Origin of the sequence: Paenibacillus sp. FSL R7-0026, assembly GCF_038004485.1 — a bacterium.
Classification (GTDB): domain Bacteria; phylum Bacillota; class Bacilli; order Paenibacillales; family Paenibacillaceae; genus Paenibacillus; species Paenibacillus xylanexedens_A.
The window spans coordinates 4,026,770-4,043,146 of record NZ_JBBORG010000001.1; the positions used below are offsets into that span (position 1 = coordinate 4,026,770).

Sequence of the window (16,377 nt, forward strand, 5' to 3'; positions counted from 1 at the left end):
TTTATCTTCGTATGTACAAGGACTATTATACCATGACCTTTCTCACATTGAACAAGAAAAAAACAGACCACATCGTGGTCTGCTGCAGTTATTCGCCCAACTCCAAATTCAAATTATCCATCTTTTTATGAGGTTGCATTGACCGGTTTGATCTCTTCAACCGCTTCTTCTAATCCTGTATTCGCATTAATGTATATCCGGTAACGGGATCCGTTAATTTTCCCTCCGAATTCATAACATAATACTTCTTTGCTGTAATCATTCTCAATCAGGGATTTGCGAACATAATTTTCTTCGAACTCCGAATTAAGCTTTTTCCGCGCCTGTTGCTCTGTAAGAGTTGCTTTCGGAATTTTGCGCTTGTCATTATGTTCGTAGACAAAGTCACTCGCCTGGAAGCCGGTAACTTCGCCTGTATCCAAACCTACACGAACTGACATTTTCTCGGGATAGATCAACGTGTCCCCTTGCTTACGCACATAAGTAAGGTTACCCAGGTTACCATATTCATCGTAGTTTACAGCCTTCATATCCTTATAACCTTTGTTCATTAGAAATTGATCTGCTTTAGCCATGGCATTCTGACGAGATACTTTTTTGGTTCCGATTGGACGCGTATCACTGTAAGAAATCAGCATTCCGCCATTACGCGTGAAATCCATCATCAGTTTGCCATTCTTGGCATGATCAATCGTGGCAGTATACGACTCCCAGTCTGTTCCTTTACCGTTCTCCTGCACTTGGATTTTGCTACTATCCGCATCAGAGAATTTTGCAGCCTTGCTTTGAATCTGTTCTTTGGTCACCGGCAGGCCGTCCAGTTTCTTGACTGATCGTTTTGCATAGATATTGGATACGGAAGGACCCCAATCAAGCTCCGGGTATTCCTGTACCTTTTTGTTCACAGTACGAAAACCATCAACGATCGTGTTGTCCATGGTTTGCTCTTGTGTTGCCATGGCAGTCTCTGCATCCATCCAGCGCAATCGGTCCGTCAGCACTTTCTGCTGCACATCCTGGAGATTCTTGGTAATCTCGGATGAATTCTGATACAGCTTTTTCAGGTTGCCCATTTCCTTCTCACTTAGCGGTTCGTTCGTCAAGTCACGCATCGACGCCCGATAGGCAAAGTTCGAAATACGCGAGAGAAACTCCTCTGTCTCGTTAAATGGTAGCATGGTGAGTGGCAGTTGGTTGATCTCATTCTGCGCTTCACTGGTGAGTCGCCATACATTCATCAAACCTTTGCGATGCATCCCCTGTGAAGTAGAGTGAACCGCCAAGGTGTTACCAATCTCCGAATGCAATTTGTCCATATGAAAAGATAAATCGTGAAAGGCACGCTGATATTGGTTCTCTGCCTTGATCAGAATTGCATTCTTCTCCTGATTCTCCTGATAGCCCCACACGAGCGCACCGACCAGCAGAACCGCAAATATCGGAAACATAACTGAACTTAATCGTCTATACATCGGTAGAGTCTCCTTTCTTCTAAACCACTACCTCTATTGTGGATCGAAGAAAGATCTCTTATGCATGCGATTTCCAGTCCTTACACAAGCAGGCTGCTAAAGTACTGTCTGGGTCCTCCTTTTAATTCAGCTGAATCCCAGTTGCCATGCCCTCTTCTTCAATTTCGAACTGGTCTCTGTTATCGCAGAGGCACTGCTTGAATCCCGTCTCAATCCGGCCCCGTTCTTTCTTGCCTCGTAATGTAAATCGTTCACCGCATTGTTTGCATCTGATTTTAATTTTAATTCTCATCACAACGATCTCCGTTTCTGTTGGTCATTCCCCGGGAGTTTATCTGTAAAAATAAAAACACACCGGAGCCATAGGCGCAATATGCGCTTTATGTCCACCAGTGTGTCCGTATTTTTATAATTTAACCTCTTCCTCCCGCTTCACAAAACGAAAAGGAGAACGGTTATTAGCTCGTGTGATTTTACCCATTGCCCCATACCACAGGCCCGCCATTAGCGGCGCTATAAACCACAACCAATGATTCACCATGGTGTTCATGATGACATCGTACAATGCATGCCAGAAAAAAGGTAACACCAGAGAAAGAACCAGATACCACCGCTTTTTCTTACCACCGATAAACTTGGCTTTACCCATATAATAACCCATGATTACCGCAAACATAGCGTGCCCTGAAACAGGGAGCAGTGCCCGAAGGAACATGGCTGAGACGGATGCATTCCCCGCAAAGGCATACAACACATTCTCTACAGTGGCAAATCCAAGTGAAACAGCTACTGCATATAAGATCCCGTCATACGGCTCATCAAATTCGGTGTGATTATAGATGATATGATAAAGAACGAACCATTTAACGAATTCCTCCACACCACCTGAGATCATAATGGCCTCAAGATAAGGATTATCCCCGAGCCACATCATCATGCCACGCTGAATAATCATCACAGGCAGTACCATCAGAATCCCCATGAGGAAAACCCGCAATACCATATGAAGTGGCTCATAATCATAACGGTCTTTCAGGTAAAAGTATGTTAACAAGGCGAGACCCGGAGCAACTGCTGCCGCTAAGACCGAAAACAAAAGCACCGAAATTCCCTCCTCTGACTAAAGACGCGATTACAACTAGAGATTAATCCTGGCGTTTGAAGTGGGTGCAGATAACATCAATCGCTTGTGCAGGAATAACAACCTTACCATACTCTTCCATAACTGCCGGAGTCATTGAGGAGCCTTCACCAAATTCAGCAAGCAAAGCAATCAATGCCGCATGTTTGGTGGAATCTACCTCATCTGGCTCAAAATGCAAGAACCACTTGTCTTTATAAGAATAAAGTCTCCCAGCATCCGTAACATGCTGACGCAACATATGTGCAGCTTCAATGAGCACTTCAAAGTCCTTGAATGCATAAACGATGGAATCGCTTTGCTCGAGTGTAACTTCCATTTCATATACTTCTTCAGGAAGATCATCTTCATGACCTGAACCATATTGTTGCGGATCATATTTTCCACGTGTGACAATGACAACCATCCCTTGAGCGGGAAGTGCGAATACTTCGACAGCGAGTGGACCTGTGGCATCAAATCCAAGTTCGGAATAGGCCTGATCCATCATTTCAGTGAACAGTTCATGAACCTTAGGTATTTCCTGCCACATATCTTCTTTTTGTATTCCGCGCTCGCTCAGATCGTCAAAGGTCAGGAAAATCCGTATCTTATCGTGACTTAGTCGTTCTATTTTCATACAGGATCTCCCCTTTATAAGCAAGTCTTATAACAGATTATGAAGCACAAAACAATATGTGCTGAAAATAAATCTATGTAGTTATGTTATCATTTTATACCTCTAAATGCACGAAGTAAAATCGACAAAAAAAGAATCATTCCACAGCCAATCCAGACTGTGGATGATTCTAATTGGAGGTTTTGGTTTATAAACCCGGTACTGTTGTGTTTGTTTGACTTAAAATTTGCTCAACTTCATGCTTCACATCCGGATTGGTGCGAATAAAATCTTTGAGCATGCTCATATTCGCTTCTTTTTCCTGCGGTGTAATTGCTCTTGCGCTTTTTGCTGCTGGATTTTTGTGTGATTCACCATGTTGATTTTGCTTGCTTGTGAACCCATCCATACCCGGGAAAGTCATCTCCATCATCTTATGTTTTGCCTGATCCATCATATTTCGTGATGAACCCGATGACATCATGGGCAATTTGCCTTTGGACAACCATGAACTGGCTGCAACACCAATGACAATGCCCCAAAAAAAGGATGACGTCTTCATTACACCAACCTCCTTCAAGTGTTAAAATCATATTTAGTGTTTGCGGTAGTGAGCGATCTCATTCCGTATAAATACAGGAAAGCGAGTTGAAATCATGTTTAGACATACCGCCGCATTGATGATTGCTGCAAGTTTGCTGCTGTCAGCTTGTGGGACAGCGGAAGAAAAAACATCTGATAATTCCGTACCAGCAGGCGAATCAACTACCACAGTTCAAGAAGAGCAAGGTAACTCTAACCCAACTGAAACAGAAGAACCCGGAACTGGTGTGCCCGAGCCTTCAACGGAAGATTCAACTGCGACAGAAGAAGAACCTGAATCTTCGGAGAAGGTTTCTACAGAAGAGAAAGTGGAAAAGACGTACCATATGAATGAAAATTATTATATTAAACCAAACGATGAAGCGAGCCCAAACAAAGTGGTCTTGTTAACTTTTGATGATGGACCCAAAGAAGAAAAAATGATTACTTCACTGATCGATACTTTAGATAAACATAACGCTAAAGCGATATTTTTCGTCAATGGATATCGGGTGAAAAGCCATCCGGAATTGCTCAAACTCATACATGAACGGGGTCAGATTATAGGCAATCATGCCTGGGATCATGAGGATCTCCAAAAAATGTCCAACGCTGAGGCGACAAAACAGGTTACAGATGTCCAAAAAATTGTGAAGGATACCATTGGTGAGGAACCGCAATTCTTCCGTCCACCTTTTGGGTCGGGAAATGATGCACTGAAGGCTGCTGTGAAGAAAAATGGCATGTTATATATGACTTGGTCTAATGGTTCGCTCGATTGGGATAAAAGCACCAAAGACAAACCGGAAAAAGTCATTCAAAATGTATTGGACCAGTTAAATCCTGGAAGCAATATTTTGATGCACGAGTTGCCATGGACAGTTGAAGCATTGGATGAGTTGCTGACCAAGCTCGAAAAGAAAGGTTATTCCTTTGTTGATCCGCGTGCTATTGAATTGGAAGCTCGTTAAATTGTAATTTTGCACATTAAAATAAAACAGCCCTGATCCATTGGATCAAGGCTGTTTCTCTGTGAGTGCTTTTTCCGCAGGCTCTCTTAACGTGATGATATGCATCTCCGCAGGACAACTTAGTCGGAGAGGAAGATGATTTGTACCGTATCCTCTGCTAACAAGCATTTTGCCTTCTTGGTGAACTTCCTCCGGACTTCGCTTCAGGGAGTACCACCCGTTCGATACAGGACGATACGCTTTGCTCAGGAACACAGGTCCGAAAAATGGTAAAACCAATTGTCCGCCATGTGTATGACCGCTTAAAATAAGATCTGCATTTTCTTCCAAGCGAAGGGCCTGCAAAGGATCATGAACGATAGCAATTTTGCAAAAACGGTTACCGATCTGCTGTAGTAATACATCGCCCTGTTTGGAACGATAGTCTATGCCGATCAGGCTCAATCTGTCGTTACCCCTTTGCAAATATTCCACATTATCCTGCAGGAGTTTAACGTCCGATTCCCGAAGGATTCGCGAAAGTTGAGCGGTACCAGCCCTCTTGTCATGGTTGCCATACACCGTAAATGAAGGAGCAATGTTCGATAAAATTTTCATGTTATGTCTAACTAAAGACCATGAGATTCCTTTTTCCGCAACATCCCCGCCGATGAGAACCCAGTCCACCTTGTTTTTAACGTTTGCCAGATCCTTCTGCTTCAGCTTGCGCTTGTGCGTGTCAGATACATACAAAATTATAGCCCCGTCAAAGGATGTTGGCAGATGAGGCACTTCAATCTCTTCTTCAATCATTTGATGTATATGGGCTTCACGCCACATATGAAAAAGTAGTACAACTCCCATCAAAATGATTAAACCTGCGAGTAAAAGCATTACCACGGCAAGGGAAGGAACGTATTCAGAGCGGGTGCCCCTTCAACCCCCCACCAAACCAGACTAATCGTTAACATGACAAAAATAAAAATGAGTGAATTGACAAACCTCTTGCTCAATTTTAACCGACGTGAAGGATGTAATTCTGTCCGTGTAGGAAGCGAACCCGCTTCAGGGATCGATTCTTCCGTTGAATTTGGCGTTTTTTTGGAGCGTGCTGGTGCCCTTTGAGGAAGTACTGGACTTTCCAGTTTTTCTGTATAAGGCTTGCGCTGTGATCTAGGTAAAGAAACGGAAGTAATTGGTGTGATTCCGCCAACCTCAGCAGCTGCTGCCGTTTCAGCAACGATGCTTACTTGAGAAGCCACCTGACGCTCGGATTTCTCTTTTTTATCCGATTGACGATGGCGCTGACTGCCATATGTCTTCATTCTACTTAATGGCTGATTCATGATCCCCTCCGAAAACGTATCGCTAATCCGGACACCAAATCAATAATAAAGTGACATAATATAGGCGTCCATAATGTGCCGGACTGCAAGTAAATCCAACCCAATCCATAACTTGAGACAAACACCCATCCTGTTGGAATCCAGTGGCGCAAATAACGAATATGGATAACTGCAAATAAAATACTTGTCCAGTAAGGACCGATGGCATGTTGGATGGCTCCACGGAATAATAATTCCTCACACACAGCAACAATGGCGGCTATACATACAATGTGCCAGATCGGACGCCCACGGAACAGCATCTCGTTAATTCCACCGTCATCCATGCTTTCCTGAGGTATAACATACGACAGTACCAAGTCCATAACAAGCATTATTCCTGCAAGACCAAGACCCCACCATATAAATTGGTAATTGTCAGGCCATGCGAGTACATCTAACAAGTTTCGTTTCTGCAATAAGATCCACACAACTCCGATAATAAGTGTCAGACCTTGTGTAAAGTATAGATTGATTAAAAGCAAACGCTCGGTAAGCTGCTGTGGCTCAGCCTTCTGAATCTTGAACTTGGGAAACTTGAATTTTTTCATCGGATGCGTCTGTCCTCTTGAGTTAAATTTGATGGATAACAATTACGTTCTCCAATCGGATAGTATACTAAATGATAGCCAAAAAACCAATTAGGTTCAAGACCTGCCCCAAGTCCTGGTTATATGTCCGTGCCATTACTTCATTAAAGCAGTAAAATCCAGTTCACCAAACAGCTTACTTTCCATCTTCTTGTGGTAGGTATATTAACTATTGTATTACTTATGGTGACTCTGTTTATGTGTGAATCTAAAGACATCTGCAAAACATTTTAAAACATTTAAGCCTATTGACATGCTCATGTCAGCCATGATACATTATGAAAAAATTAGTCACGTTAAACACGATGATGGAAAAAAGACGTTGCTTCGTCTTACAGAGAGCCGATGGTAGGTGTGAATCGGTGGCAGGCAAATGGTCTTGAGCGCTCCTGAGTTATTGCATTGAAATTGGAGTAGGTGCAATCGGTTTAGACCCGTTATCCTCTTCGGTCTTCATTGACCGCTAAGACTGTCGTTGCGAAACGGCGGTGAATTAGGGTGGTACCACGACAACTCTCGTCCCTTATTGCGCAAGCAGTATGTGGATTGAGAGTTTTTTGATTTATTTTAAAGGATATCTGTGGGATCACTCTATTTGCTTCACCTTCCCCCTCTGTTGCGACACCGCGTTGTTGGGCGGAAGAATCAACCTGGTTTTAAGGAATACCTCTTCGCTGAGGTCAGACCTTGACGATATAGATACACATACCTAAGGAGGAAGAAACCATGTACAAAGTGTTAGTGTCGGACCCAATCAGTGATCTGGGGATCCAGCAACTGGTGGATGCAAATGATGTTGTTGTTGAGAAGAAAACCGGTCTTAGTGAAGATGAACTTGTTGCCATTATTGGTGAATATGATGCCCTCTTGGTTCGCAGCCAGACTCGTGTTACAGATCGTATTATGACGGCTGGTACCAACCTTAAGGTGATCGGACGTGCAGGTGTTGGCGTAGATAATATTGATCTGGAAGCTGCTACACAGCGCGGTATCATCGTTATTAATGCACCTGATGGCAATACCATCACAACCTGTGAGCACACGTTTGCCATGATGATGGCATTGGCACGACACATTCCTCAGGCATATGCCAAGACTATTCAGGGTACGTGGGATCGTAAAACCTTCCTGGGTGTGGAATTAAGAAATAAAACGCTGGGTGTACTGGGTATGGGACGGATTGGTAGTGAAGTTGCCAAGCGCGCCAAAGCATTCGGAATGGACATTCTTGCTTACGACCCGTTCCTCACGGAGGAGCGTGCCGAGAAGCTGCAAGTGAAGTTGGCTAGTGTAGATGATATCATTCGCAATGCGGACTTCATGACCGTTCACACGCCATTAACACCGGAAACACGGCATATGATTTCACGTCCACAATTCGAAGTGATGAAAAAAGGCATGCGTATCATCAACTGTGCTCGTGGTGGTGTAGTTGACGAGATGGCACTTGTCGAAGCCATTGATCAAGGTATTGTTGCTGGTGCAGCATTTGACGTATTCGAAAGCGAGCCGCCAGCCGCTGATCACCCGTTCCTGAATCACCCAAGCATTATCGTTACTCCTCACCTTGGTGCGTCCACAGTAGAAGCACAAGAGAATGTGGCTATCGATGTATCGGAACAAGTTCTTCATATTCTGCGCAATGAACCGTTCAAGAACGCAGTTAACATGCCTGCTGTTGCACCAACCGTGATGAACAAATTGCAACCGTATTTCAAACTGGGTGAAACGTTGGGTAGTTTTGCAGCACAGATTACACAAAATGCAGTGCAGGAGATTCGGATCGACTATGCTGGTGAACTTTCTGAAGTAGATACTTCTCCTCTCACACGTTACATTGTGAAAGGGATTCTCGCCAGACATTTGGGTGGGGAAGCCAACATTGTCAACTCCATGCATCTGGCCAAAATCCGTGATCTGAATGTGGTTGTAAGCCAAACCTCAACAACTAAAGGATTTACTAACCTGATTACCGTAACATTGGTTACAACTCAGGATGCTGAGGAACGTCGTGTAGCAGGTACATTGCTTGCAGGTTATGGAGAACGTATTGTTCGTCTGGACAAATTCCCGGTAGATATCGCTCCGGAAAGTCATCAAATTTTGATCTCCCACAACGATAAACCAGGTATTATCGGACGTGTAGGAACGCTGCTTGGACAAAACGATGTCAACATCGCATCCATGCAGGTTGGACGTAAAATTATTGGTGGTGCAGCGATCATGATTCTGACCGTAGATAAAGCTGTTCCAAAAGATGTGCTTGTGCAGCTTGCTGCGCTGCCTGAAATCAATACTGCTGTTGAAATTGTTCTGGAATAATCAAATATATTTCTATATGTAAAAGGAAAGACGGGACCCTCGTGGTCCCGTCTTTTTTCGTGTACCCGCTGAAATATCGGTGAAGAAGTTTGCAAACAAAATATTTGTGGAATTGGAAAAGGGGTGCCCATCACCACCATATGAAGTCCGCTTCTTTTGCCCACTGGGAAATAGTATTAATACGTTATCGAACTATTAACTTAACTGAATAATGTTTAGTGTAGACCCCGGAGGAGACAGAACGGCTGCGCCAACAAGCCCGAATAATTGTAACTGTATTGTAGAACCAGCGGTAACGGTAACCATAAAATCAGACTGCAGCTGACTGAGAGAAAGTACTGGAGATACTACACTCGCTGGAATTGCTGCACCGTTAAGTAAAACCCGAGATTGGATAGCAAGTGCAGCTGTCAGATTTATTTTGTATGAGATATAGTAACGACCTGCGTTGGTCAGTGTGAAGGTGTCATTTGTCCCATTGACGGTTATACCTGTGCCAATATTTTGGTTATTCGGTAATGGAACGAGTGTACCACCCAATATTACAACAATCGTACCATTAGTGTTCTCAGCAAAAGCCGAGTTAGATGTTACAGATGTTCCGGTTGCACCTGTTGCTCCGGTAACTCCTGTACTTCCGGTTACGCCGACTCCCGTTGCTCCCGTTATACCTGTGGCTCCGGTTTCCCCCGTCGAACCAGTAACTCCAGTACTTCCCGTTACGCCAGTCGCACCAGTTGCCCCGGTACTTCCCGTTACGCCAGTCGCACCAGTTGCCCCGGTACTTCCCGTTATGCCGACTCCTGTTGCTCCCGTTATACCTGTGGCTCCGGTTTCCCCCGTCGAACCAGTAACTCCAGTACTTCCCGTTACGCCAGTCGCACCAGTTGCCCCGGTACTTCCCGTTACGCCGATTCCCGTTGCTCCCGTTATACCTGTCGCTCCTGTTTCACCCGTAACACCAGTTGCTCCGGTACTTCCCGTTACGCTGACTCCCGTTGCTCCCGTTATACCTGTCGCTCCTGTTTCACCCGTAACACCAGTTGCTCCGGTACTTCCCGTTATGCCGATACCCGTTGCTCCTGTTATGCCTGTCGCTCCAGTTCCACCCGTCGCACCAGTAACTCCGGTACTTCCTGTTATGCCGACTCCCGTTGCTCCTGTTATACCTGTGGCTCCGGTTTCCCCCGTCGCACCAGTAACTCCAGTACTTCCCGTTATGCCGACTCCCGTTGCTCCCGTTATACCTGTGGCTCCGGTTTCCCCCGTAACACCAGTTGCTCCGGTACTTCCCGTTATGCCGACTCCCGTTGCTCCTGTTATACCTGTGGCTCCTGTTCCCCCAGTCGCACCAGTTGCCCCGGTACTTCCCGTTACGCCAACTCCCGTTGCTCCTGTTATACCTGTGGCTCCGGTTTCCCCCGTCGCACCAGTTGCCCCGGTTATACCTGTCGCTCCGGTTTCACCAGTGACACCAGTTGCTCCGGTAATTCCTGTTATGCCGACTCCCGTTGCTCCTGTTACGCTTACTCCCGTTGCGCCAGTCAATCCTGTTGCTCCTGTTTCCCCTGTAGCACCAGTACTACCTGTTACACTTACTCCTGTGGCTCCTGTAATTCCCGTCGCCCCAGTCAACCCTACAAGACCAGTCGCTCCTGTTTCACCAGTTGCCCCAGTTCCTCCAGTTACTCCTGTTACGCTTAATCCCGTGGCTCCTGTAATTCCCGTCGCCCCAGTCAACCCTGCAACACCGGTCGCTCCTGTTTCACCAGTTGCCCCGGTTCCTCCAGTTTCTCCAGTTTCTCCTGTTACGCTTAATCCCGTGGCTCCTGTAATTCCCGTCGCCCCAGTCAACCCTGTAAGACCAGTCGCTCCTGTTTCACCAGTTGCCCCGGTTCCTCCAGTTATTCCTGTAGATCCCGTTACGCTTAGTCCCGTGGCTCCTGTGATCCCCGTCGCCCCAGTCAACCCTACAAGACCAGTCGCTCCTGTTTCACCAGTACTTCCCGTTACTCCAACTCCAGTTGCACCCGTCACACCTGTCGCTCCTGCTCCAGCGATCAACGTGTAATCTGGCGAAGTCCCCGGCGTTCCCGTTGGCGATGCTACATTTGCAATATACGTACTGCCGTTGAACGTTACAACCTGACCCGCTGGATACGTTGGGGCTACGGCTGGATCGAATGGCACGATACCACTCAAACCAACGCCTGTCGCTCCCGTTACCCCTGATGCCCCTGTGACTCCGGTACTTCCTGTTACTCCAACACCAGTTGCACCCGTCACACCTGTTGCTCCCGCACCCGCAAGCAACGTGTAATCCGGTGAAGTCCCCGGCGTTCCGGTTGGCGATGCCACATTCGCAATATACGTACTACCGTTAAACGTTACGACTTGACCTGCTGGATACGTCGGGGCTACGGCTGGATCAAATGGTACAATGCCACTCAAACCTACGCCTGTCGCTCCTGTTACGCCTGATGCTCCTGTGACTCCGGTACTTCCCGTTCCACCAATGCCGGTTGCTCCTGTAACTCCCGTTGCTCCTGCGCCCGCTAGCAATGTGTAATCCGGTGAAGTCCCCGGCGTTCCGGTTGGCGATGCCACATTAGCGATAAACGTACTGCCGTTGAACGTTACAACTTGACCCGCTGGATACGTTGGGGCTACGGCTGGATCAAATGGTACGATACCACTTAAACCTACACCTGTCACTCCTGTTACGCCCGATGTTCCTGTGACTCCGGTACTTCCGGTTACTCCAACGCCAGTTGCACCCGTCACACCCGTTGCTCCTGCGCCCGCAAGCAACGTGTAATCCGGTGAAGTCCCCGGCGTTCCCGTTGGTGACGCCACATTCGCAATATACGTACTGCCGTTGAACGTTACAACCTGACCAGCTGGATACGTCGGGGCTACGGCTGGATCGAATGGCACGATACCACTTAAACCTACGCCTGTCGCTCCTGTTACCCCTGATGCTCCGGTACTTCCTGTCACCCCAACTCCAGTTGCACCTGTCACACCCGTTGCTCCTGCTCCAGCAAGCAATGTGTAATCTGGTGAAGTCCCCGGCGTTCCGGTTGGCGATGCCACATTCGCAATATACGTACTACCGTTGAACGTTACGACTTGACCTGCTGGATACGTTGGGGCGACGGCTGGATCGAATGGTACAATGCCACTCAAACCTACGCCTGTTGCTCCCGCGCCAGCAAGCAACGTGTAATTTGGTGAAGTCCCCGGCGTTCCGGTTGGTGATGCTACATTCGCAATATACGTACTGCCGTTAAACGTTACAACCTGACCCGCTGGATACGTTGGGGCTACGGCTGGATCGAATGGTACAATGCCACTCAAACCTACGCCTGTCGCTCCCGTTACCCCTGATGCTCCTGTCACTCCGGTACTTCCTGTAACTCCAACGCCAGTTGCACCCGTCACACCTGTCGCTCCTGTTACGCCCGATGCTCCTGTAGCTCCGGTACTTCCCGTTCCACCAATGCCGGTTGCTCCTGTAACTCCCGTTGCTCCTGCGCCCGCAAGCAACGTGTAATCTGGTGAGGTGCCCGGAGTTCCGGTTGGTGACGCCACATTCGCGATATACGTACTGCCGTTGAACGTTACAACTTGACCCGCTGGATACGTTGGGGCGACGGCTGGATCAAATGGCACTAGGCCTGTCAATCCCGCCCCGGTTGCTCCCGTTACACCTGATGCACCTGTGGCTCCTGTAGGTCCTGCACCTGCAAGCAATGTATAATCTGGCGAACTTCCTGGCGTACCCGTTGGCGAAGCGACATTTGTAATGTAAGTACTGCCACCAAACGTGACGATCTGTCCAGCTGGATATGTTGGGGCTAATGCGGGATCGAATGGCACGATGCCACTTAATCCTGCACCTGTGGCTCCAGTAACACCAGTCGCCCCCGCAGCAGCGATTAATGTGTAATCCGATGAAGATCCCGGTGTTCCTAGAGGACCAGCTACACTCGTAATGTAAGTACTACCGTTATACGTAATTACTTGACCTGCTGGATAACCCGGGGCGAGCGCTGCATTAAATGCCACGGCTCCTGTCAAACCAGCTCCGGTTGCTCCCGTTGCTCCATTGGTTCCACCCGACAGTAAAAGAGTGTAGTCTGGAGAACTTCCGGGTGTACCCAATGGACCGTTTACATTAGCAACATAAAGACTACCCTCGTAGCTTACTACTTGACCTTGAGCATAAGTTGGTCCCAGTGCAGGATCATATGCAGTAATATTGTTCAAACCCACACCTGGTGCTCCTGCCGGACCCTGTGCTCCCTGTGGACCAACTGGGCCAACCGGTCCTACTGGTCCAATTCCTCCAGGTGTTCCAGTAGCCCCTTTCACCCCAGGGACTCCTGGGACACCTGGTACCCCCGGGACTCCTGGCACTCCTTGTGGGCCAGCTGGTCCGGTAATCCCACCAGTTCCAAGAGTTGTCGTCGCCCGGCTTAACGATATGGAGATCGATCGAATTAATCCCACAAGTTTATCTTTTTCTGCAGGTGGTACTTCAAGAAGCAGCGTCACACTTAACAAGTCATCCAGTAAGTTTTGCAAGTTACCTGCGAGATTAATAAGAGGAACAGGGACAACCTCTGAACCTGCAATCGTTAATTCCAATACGGCTTGTAATTCAGCCTTTACTCCGGCACGAAATCCGGATTGATTTACAAAAGTAAGTAACTGGCGTAATCCATTCTGTAATGACAGTATATTGGCTGAAGTCGGCTGACTAATTGCAGCAGGAATAGCCACAGCCAAAGAACGCAGTATGGATTCAAACTGCTCCAGTTCGCTTGTGGTTATTGGAATAAACGGAGAGCCTGCTCTAAAAGATCTGCCTTCCAGGAAAGCTTTAATATTGACCCTTTTTCGATCATCGGACATGCTTAACTCAATCCTCCTCTATCTTGCTTGCTTTTCAAGCTTATGTAACATAGGAAGGAAAATTATCTTGGACACTCTTTTTAGTCAAAAAAAGACCATTCTTGTTCCACGTTGAACAAGATTAAACGGTAGTCTTCAACAAAAAAACACCCTCCATAAGAGGGTGTTTCCGCACTTTTTGTATGAATTCAGGCTATTTCGATGAATCCAAAGGAAATTGCAAAATAAACTCTGTTCCTTCGCCAAGCACACTATTGACGGTAATCATGCCTTGGTGCGCATCAACAATATTTTTCACAATCGCTAAACCAAGCCCCGTACCCACACTTTCTCCCCGAACACGAGCCTTGTCTGCTTTGTAGAATCGTTCGAAAATAAATGGCAAGTCGGATGAAGGGATACCTACACCCTGATCCTTCACAGAAACTCTGACAAATGGAGCACGAAGATAAGTGACCCGCTCTGCTGAGATCATTACATTTTTGCCAGTAGGTGTATGTCTGAACGCATTATCCAGCAAATTCGTAAATACTTGCTCAAGTCGATCCTCATCTGCTTGTTGAAGTTCAATAGTTGGTTGTTCGAACTTAAATTGCAGTTGAATTCCCTGTTCTTTTGAACGCACCGAGAACTTCCGATATACACGTTCAAGTAGTTCTCCGAGGTCAACTTCTTTCATCACCATGTCCGTGTGTCCAGCTTCCATCCGCGCAAGATCAAGCAAGTCTTTAACCAGTCTGCCCATCCGCAGGGACTCATCATGAATGACCTGGATCAGTTCTTCGCTCTCTTCCGGTGAGGTTGCCATGCCGTCCAAAAGGGCTTCACTGTAACCTTGCATCATGGATAGCGGAGTTCGTATCTCATGAGATACATTAGCAACGAAATCACGCCGCATTTTCTCCAGACGCACTTCTTCTGTTACATCCCTTAAGACAGCCACAGCCCCTCTGACCACACTGTCAGCATACAACGGTGCCATCTGAACAGACCAGACACCTTGCTGTACATGAACATTGGAGTTCTGGTCCCCACCTTGCTCCATCACCATTCTGAACAAAGGAAGAAGGGGCTCAGGTACATCACGCGAAGACTTGTCGGACTGCTCGGAATCTTGTCCTTCGTCCATTTTTGCCCAATCGAGATCATACCATGTCTGCATGATCTTCTCTCCAGGCGGATTCGTCAGAATAACTTTGCCTTCACCATCAAATGTAACCACCGCATCGGTCATGCTGCGAAGCACACTCGCCAGATGTTCCTTCTCATGGTTAAGGTTTCGAATATTATCTTCCAGTTGGGCAGCCATATGATTAAATGTGTTGGCAAGTTCACCAATCTCATCACTCGTTACCAGGGAGAGACGCGTTCCGTAGTTCCCTTTGCGAATCGCATTGGCTGCCTGAATCAATTGCTGCATGGGCTGCGTTATTTTAGTGAATAGAAACAATGCAAAAAACGTGGTTAAACTGAATCCGATAATACAGATATAGGTGAACAACCGCTTAATATCTCTGGATTCGGATTCTGCAAAGTTCGTATCAATGTAGGGCAGCAAAAAAAGACCCAGCGCTATAAGTACACAACCCACAAGGCAGATAATAGTGATCCATAACTTCCCGACCAGTGATCTCCAGAAACTAAAACTACTTCGGTACTTCCAGTTTATAACCCACACCCCACACCGTCGTAATCATGGCCGCCGATTCAGGCGATACCTTGTTAAGTTTCTCGCGAAGACGCTTCACATGCGTATCCACGGTACGAAGATCGCCAAAGAATTCGTAATTCCATACATCTTTGAGCAATTCTTCTCTGGAGAAAACTTTGTCGGGAGATGTTGCCAGATAGTGCAGCAATTCATATTCTTTTGGTGTAAGACTAATCTCTTCGCCACCAGCGGTTACCCGGTGGGCATCATGCTCAATTACCAGATGCGGGAACACGATGTTGTTACTCGAATTGCTCTCCTTGGAGAGATAAGCTGTCGCGGAAGCTCGACGCAAAATCGCTTTGACGCGATAAATCACTTCACGCGGGCTGAATGGTTTTACAACATAATCATCAGCGCCAACTTCGAAGCCTTGAACCCGGTTAATCTCTTCACCTTTTGCGGTGAGCATCAAAACCGGCGTTGATTTCACCTGACGAAGACGGGTACACACTTCAACTCCATCCATACCCGGCAACATCACATCAAGCAAAATCAGCCCGTAGTCCCCTGCTGTTGCTTTACGCAGTGCAGTTTCCCCATCCTCAGCTTCATCGATTTCATAACCTTCTTTTTCAAGATACATTTTCAAAAGCCTGCGGATTCTCTCTTCGTCATCCACGACCAGTATTCGATTCTCATGTTCAGCCATGCCTCTCCAGCCCCTTTGCAATAACTCCTCATCACTTCTATTATGTTCGATCTG

The 16,377-nt window shown here is 46.9% G+C and carries 13 protein-coding genes and 1 other annotated feature; of the genes, 2 read left to right on the forward strand and 11 right to left on the reverse strand.

Annotated features, from left to right (window positions below; genetic code table 11):
- Positions 1-125: 125 nt before the first annotated feature.
- The 5 genes from ypeB to MKY44_RS17765 all read right to left on the reverse strand — a co-directional run bounded on the left by ypeB (position 126) and on the right by MKY44_RS17765 (position 3,773).
- Complete coding sequence (ypeB, locus tag MKY44_RS17745; RefSeq protein ID WP_341008043.1) at positions 126-1,472, reverse strand: germination protein YpeB; 1,347 nt, start codon at positions 1,470-1,472, stop codon at positions 126-128.
- A 121-nt stretch (positions 1,473-1,593) separates the two neighbouring features.
- Positions 1,594-1,764, reverse strand: a complete 171-nt coding sequence (locus MKY44_RS17750) for a hypothetical protein (protein ID WP_165980215.1) — start codon at positions 1,762-1,764, stop codon at positions 1,594-1,596.
- Positions 1,765-1,878: 114 nt separating this feature from the next.
- Positions 1,879-2,574 carry a glutamic-type intramembrane protease PrsW gene (gene prsW / locus MKY44_RS17755; protein WP_017687676.1) on the reverse strand — a complete coding sequence of 232 codons (696 nt, stop codon included), beginning with the start codon at positions 2,572-2,574 and terminating at the stop codon, positions 1,879-1,881.
- A gap of 43 nt (positions 2,575-2,617) precedes the next feature.
- On the reverse strand, positions 2,618-3,232 hold the full coding sequence (locus MKY44_RS17760) for a genetic competence negative regulator (RefSeq protein WP_338587613.1): 615 nt from the start codon (positions 3,230-3,232) through the stop codon (positions 2,618-2,620).
- A gap of 187 nt (positions 3,233-3,419) precedes the next feature.
- Positions 3,420-3,773 (reverse strand): hypothetical protein, encoded by a 354-nt coding sequence (locus tag MKY44_RS17765; protein ID WP_124116197.1) that lies wholly within the window; start codon positions 3,771-3,773, stop codon positions 3,420-3,422.
- Positions 3,774-3,867: 94 nt separating this feature from the next.
- Between MKY44_RS17765 and MKY44_RS17770 the strand changes: the two genes are divergently transcribed.
- Positions 3,868-4,764 (forward strand): polysaccharide deacetylase family protein, encoded by an 897-nt coding sequence (locus MKY44_RS17770; protein ID WP_341008044.1) that lies wholly within the window; start codon positions 3,868-3,870, stop codon positions 4,762-4,764.
- A 45-nt stretch (positions 4,765-4,809) separates the two neighbouring features.
- Here the strand turns inward: MKY44_RS17770 and MKY44_RS17775 are convergent, their stop codons facing one another.
- From MKY44_RS17775 to MKY44_RS17785, 3 genes are read right to left on the reverse strand one after another with little or no spacing between them, the layout of a single operon-like run.
- Complete coding sequence (locus MKY44_RS17775; RefSeq protein WP_341009887.1) at positions 4,810-5,607, reverse strand: metallophosphoesterase; 798 nt, start codon at positions 5,605-5,607, stop codon at positions 4,810-4,812.
- Positions 5,608-5,636: 29 nt separating this feature from the next.
- On the reverse strand, positions 5,637-6,089 hold the full coding sequence (locus tag MKY44_RS17780; protein WP_341008045.1) for a hypothetical protein: 453 nt from the start codon (positions 6,087-6,089) through the stop codon (positions 5,637-5,639).
- Positions 6,086-6,679, reverse strand: a complete 594-nt coding sequence (locus tag MKY44_RS17785) for a CPBP family intramembrane glutamic endopeptidase (RefSeq protein WP_341008046.1) — start codon at positions 6,677-6,679, stop codon at positions 6,086-6,088. Before MKY44_RS17785 ends, MKY44_RS17780 begins: the two co-directional genes overlap by 4 nt.
- Before the next feature lie 335 nt (positions 6,680-7,014).
- Positions 7,015-7,245 (forward strand) — a binding site (T-box leader).
- Between the two features lie 199 nt (positions 7,246-7,444).
- Between MKY44_RS17785 and serA the strand changes: the two genes are divergently transcribed.
- Positions 7,445-9,040 carry a phosphoglycerate dehydrogenase gene (gene serA, locus MKY44_RS17790; RefSeq protein WP_017687669.1) on the forward strand — a complete coding sequence of 532 codons (1,596 nt, stop codon included), beginning with the start codon at positions 7,445-7,447 and terminating at the stop codon, positions 9,038-9,040.
- A gap of 195 nt (positions 9,041-9,235) precedes the next feature.
- Here serA and MKY44_RS17795 read toward each other — a convergent pair whose 3' ends face one another.
- The 3 genes from MKY44_RS17795 to MKY44_RS17805 all read right to left on the reverse strand — a co-directional run bounded on the left by MKY44_RS17795 (position 9,236) and on the right by MKY44_RS17805 (position 16,323).
- Entirely contained in the window at positions 9,236-13,960 is a 4,725-nt protein-coding gene (locus tag MKY44_RS17795; protein ID WP_341008047.1) for a BclA C-terminal domain-containing protein, read from the reverse strand.
- A 193-nt stretch (positions 13,961-14,153) separates the two neighbouring features.
- Positions 14,154-15,551, reverse strand: a complete 1,398-nt coding sequence (locus tag MKY44_RS17800) for an ATP-binding protein (RefSeq protein ID WP_341009889.1) — start codon at positions 15,549-15,551, stop codon at positions 14,154-14,156.
- Between the two features lie 55 nt (positions 15,552-15,606).
- Positions 15,607-16,323 carry a response regulator transcription factor gene (locus MKY44_RS17805; protein WP_036607918.1) on the reverse strand — a complete coding sequence of 239 codons (717 nt, stop codon included), beginning with the start codon at positions 16,321-16,323 and terminating at the stop codon, positions 15,607-15,609.
- Positions 16,324-16,377: the final 54 nt, after the last annotated feature.

Coding starts and splice junctions, on each gene's coding strand:
- MKY44_RS17780 (WP_341008045.1), bottom strand. CDS start 6,089: ATGAATCAGCCATTAAGTAGAATGAAGACATATGGCAGTCAGCGCCAT.
- MKY44_RS17770 (WP_341008044.1), top strand. CDS start 3,868: ATGTTTAGACATACCGCCGCATTGATGATTGCTGCAAGTTTGCTGCTG.
- MKY44_RS17785 (WP_341008046.1), bottom strand. CDS start 6,679: ATGAAAAAATTCAAGTTTCCCAAGTTCAAGATTCAGAAGGCTGAGCCA.
- serA (WP_017687669.1), top strand. CDS start 7,445: ATGTACAAAGTGTTAGTGTCGGACCCAATCAGTGATCTGGGGATCCAG.
- MKY44_RS17750 (WP_165980215.1), bottom strand. CDS start 1,764: ATGAGAATTAAAATTAAAATCAGATGCAAACAATGCGGTGAACGATTT.
- ypeB (WP_341008043.1), bottom strand. CDS start 1,472: ATGTATAGACGATTAAGTTCAGTTATGTTTCCGATATTTGCGGTTCTG.
- MKY44_RS17760 (WP_338587613.1), bottom strand. CDS start 3,232: ATGAAAATAGAACGACTAAGTCACGATAAGATACGGATTTTCCTGACC.
- MKY44_RS17765 (WP_124116197.1), bottom strand. CDS start 3,773: ATGAAGACGTCATCCTTTTTTTGGGGCATTGTCATTGGTGTTGCAGCC.
- MKY44_RS17805 (WP_036607918.1), bottom strand. CDS start 16,323: ATGGCTGAACATGAGAATCGAATACTGGTCGTGGATGACGAAGAGAGA.
- MKY44_RS17795 (WP_341008047.1), bottom strand. CDS start 13,960: ATGTCCGATGATCGAAAAAGGGTCAATATTAAAGCTTTCCTGGAAGGC.
- MKY44_RS17775 (WP_341009887.1), bottom strand. CDS start 5,607: ATGGGAGTTGTACTACTTTTTCATATGTGGCGTGAAGCCCATATACAT.